Below are 3,080 nucleotides of genomic sequence, written 5' to 3' on the forward strand. Positions count from 1 at the left end.
TAGTTATTCAAAGTTTACAGAATGAATCAGTGCAGTTAAAAGCGGTAGCATATAAGTTATTACATAAAAGAAAAGAAGCTGGTCTTGAACAGGTTATTGCAGCTTTAAATCCATACCATTATAAATTTTTTGAATGTTTAACTACTTTAAGCGGACATACATCAGATGTATTAGGCATAGCATTTAGTCCTAATGGAAAAACTATTGCTACTGGAAGCTGTAATAATGACGTCAAATTATGGAATATTCAAACAAGCCAATTAATTTGTACATTCGACGAAAATTTATTAACTCCTTACTCACTTGCATTCAGCCCAGATGGAGGAACTTTGTATGGGAGTAATTGGAATGAAATAAAAATTTGGGATTTACAAAATAAGCAAGAAATTCTTACTCTGAAAGGAGATTTTAATGCTGTTCACTCCCTTGTTGTTACTCCTGATGGAACTCTAATTAGTAGTAGCCAAGATAACAATATTTGCGTTTGGGAACACCCTCTTTCAGGAAAATACTATAATTTGGAGCAACATTATTGTCACGTTTTGGAATTCAATATTGTTAATCTTGCACTTAGTATTGATGGGAGAGTTTTAAGTATTGGCAGTGCTGTTGATAGGGCGATAAAAATTTGGAATTGGAAGCAAAGACAACAAATTGCCACTCTAGCGAACGAAACATTGGATTCAAATTATGAGCTACCAGTACTCTCTTGTGTTGCTATTAGTCCAGATGGAAAAATTGTTATTGGTGGTGGAGAAAATCAAGTTGATGTTTGGGATATAGGAAAAAAAGAGAAAATTTATACAATTACCCTGGAAGCAGATAATAGTATTCGCTCAATATCTGTTAGTAAGGATGGTAAAACTTTCTTTGGTGCTTTAAATCGCACTATTAGAATTTGGAATTTACTTACAGGCGAAGCAATTCACGATTTAGAAGGACATTCAGCTAGTGTTACTTGCATAGCTGTTAGTCCTGATGGAAAAACTATAGTTAGTGGAAGCCATTATGGAACTATTAAAATTTGGGGTATACCAGAGTAATACTGATTCGTAATTCGTAATTCATAATTCGTAATTAGGACTTTTGCAAGAGGTTAAATATCTAGGCTGGGAAAGATGCCCAGCCCAAGCACTTTTTTACACCCAACGCCCTACAACTACTCGCACAGTTCCATCTGCTAATACTTCTTCATCCTCCACATTAAAACCTTGTTCTTGCACCGTTGCCATCAAGGTTTTATGAGCATATTTTTGGCTGATGGAGTTAACAAACTGCTGTTGATTAATTTTTGCTCCCCAAAAGTCTGCAACTATTTCGTAATTTTCACCACTGCGGCGAAAACCTAAATCATAACCATTTTTCTGGCGAATCACATACTCGGCTTGAGTCGTATCACCTTGATATCCGCGTACATTCGTGTTGCATTCAACTTGATAGTTTAATTCTTGCAAAACTTCATGCAGAATTTCACCGTGTTTGATTTGGACTTTGATAGTTGTGAAATGAGACATAATACCAATTTTGGATTTTAGATTTGGGATTTTGGATTAAATAACGAGGCGTAGGAAACACGTATTTTTTCTATTTTAATCGACTTCTAAAGGGCCTATTCCTTGTTCGGTTGAATATTGTTTTAATTCTTCTACCAACAGCACATCATTGGAGGCGGTTCTGGCACCGGCTTGTGCTGCCCATTGCTTTAATGCTTCAATTTGTTCATGTGCGATCGCAGCTAATGGCACTGTCTGCGCTACAGCCTGTAAAATATCCTCTGTATTAAAGTCCCGGCGCTGTCCCTCAATTCTTGTGGAAAATGCTTGGTGCATGGCATCAACGATTACCTGCTCAATTTCCGCACCACTAAAATTGAGACTTTGCTTGGCTAACAAAGCTAAGTTAAATTCTCGCAGCCGATTGGGGCGTAACCGTTGCAAATGCACCTTAAAAATCTCTTGGCGTTCGGCTTCTGTAGGTAAATTCAAAAAGAAAATTTCATCAAATCTTCCTTTTCGCAACAATTCGGCTGGTAATATTTTCACATTATTTGCCGTGGCGACAATAAACACACTCGCGGTTTTCTCCTGCATCCAGGTAATCAAACTGCCAAACACCCGGCGCGATGTCCCCGAATCCCCATCAATGCTACTGGTAATATTGCCAAAGGCTTTATCGATTTCATCAATCCACAAAACGCACGGTGCCATTGCTTCGGTTAACTGAATCATTTGGCGTACCCGGCTTTCACTTTCGCCGACAATCCCACCAAATAAACGCCCAGAATCTAATCTTAATAAAGGTAAGCGCCATTCATGGGCAATTGTCTTCGCTGAAAGAGATTTACCTGTTCCCTGAATGCCCACAAGTAACATCCCTTTGGGGTTAGGAATACCGTAGCGTCTAGCTTCTTCAGTAAAAGCATCTTGGCGCATTAGTACCCATTGTTTGAGTTGATCTAATCCACCAACTCGTTTGAGTGATTCTTGGGGTGTGAAAAATTCTAAAATCCCAGTTTGGCGGATTGCTTGCTTTTTCTCTTCCAATACGCCGTCAATGTCAGACTCATTTACTTGCTGTTTAGCTGCTAAAGCTTTTGCCAACACTCTAGAAATCCGGGTGCGACTTAAACCTTGGCAGGCTTTAACTAACTGTTCTCGCGCCAAACCAGAAACATTTAACTTATCTGGTACTACCAACTGTTGGATTAAATTATCGATTTCGCTAACGCTAGGTAACGGGAAATCCACTACTGTCACTTCTTGCAGTAACTCGTCGGGAAGTTCTAAAGTATGGCTGGTGGTGATGATAATTTTACGCGATCGCTTTAACTCCCGCGTCAAGTTTCGCAACTCCCGCACAATCGGGGCATTCTTCTCGGTAGTCGGATTTTTCACAAATGGATGCAAATCCCGCAGTACAAACATCGCAGGTGTTTGGGCATCAGCTTTGCCAATTCGCCCTAACGCCGCCATCACCGAACCTTTATCTGCACCATTATCACTCCAACCCCGGACAATATCCCAAAATAAAAGCTGTCGTTTGGGCACAGAACGCAATGCAACTTGCTGCAACACTTCTTC

3 protein-coding genes are annotated in these 3,080 nt (G+C 39.7%); 1 reads left to right on the forward strand and 2 read right to left on the reverse strand.

What is annotated here, in order from left to right; all coding sequences use genetic code 11:
• On the forward strand, positions 1-1,043 hold a 1,043-nt coding region (locus CDG77_RS34300; protein ID WP_094333578.1), incomplete at its 5' end, for a WD40 repeat domain-containing protein.
• Between the two features lie 96 nt (positions 1,044-1,139).
• On the opposite strand, the gene CDG77_RS34305 is transcribed toward CDG77_RS34300, so the two are convergent.
• Both CDG77_RS34305 and CDG77_RS34310 read right to left on the reverse strand, forming a co-directional pair.
• The gene (locus tag CDG77_RS34305) at positions 1,140-1,514 is read right to left on the reverse strand and encodes a DUF1257 domain-containing protein (RefSeq protein ID WP_094333579.1); all 375 of its coding nucleotides are present in this window, start codon (positions 1,512-1,514) and stop codon (positions 1,140-1,142) included.
• 75 nt (positions 1,515-1,589) lie between these two features.
• Positions 1,590-3,080 (reverse strand): AAA family ATPase (locus CDG77_RS34310; protein ID WP_094333580.1); only part of this gene is annotated, 1,491 nt, incomplete at its 5' end.

It is taken from the genome of Nostoc sp. 'Peltigera membranacea cyanobiont' 213 (assembly GCF_002245975.1).
Lineage (GTDB): Bacteria > Cyanobacteriota > Cyanobacteriia > Cyanobacteriales > Nostocaceae > Nostoc.

Coding starts and splice junctions, on each gene's coding strand:
- CDG77_RS34305 (WP_094333579.1), bottom strand. CDS start 1,514: ATGTCTCATTTCACAACTATCAAAGTCCAAATCAAACACGGTGAAATT.